The organism is Rhizobium sp. SVR5-2C (assembly GCF_056755115.1).
Map to the genome: position 1 here is coordinate 1 of NZ_JBNDHT010000404.1, position 272 is coordinate 272.

The 272-nt window shown below is 43.8% G+C and carries 1 protein-coding gene; it reads right to left on the reverse strand.

What is annotated here, in order from left to right; all coding sequences use genetic code 11:
• A partial coding sequence (locus ACPYOI_RS36285) for a hypothetical protein (RefSeq protein ID WP_481424200.1) occupies positions 1-272 on the reverse strand: 272 nt, incomplete at both ends.

The window sequence follows — 272 nt, forward strand, 5'->3', positions numbered from 1 at the left end:
CTGGCATACATTACGATTCTTAATCGATTTCTCGATTTTCGATAAATAGCGACGAATATCACGTTCTACCGTGTGCTCTGCTTCGTTGCCAAGAATAAGAATATGATTTTCGTCAACGCGTGTTTCAAGTTTCTGCCAGAATTCCGTATTTCTTTCCGGGAAAAAGCTATCGGCATTCAGGAAGTTAGCAATCGTGTGATGTAATCCTTGTCCACCGGGAGATTGTGCGGAGTGGATCAGACGATACAGCCCGTTACCGGTATGTTCCACAA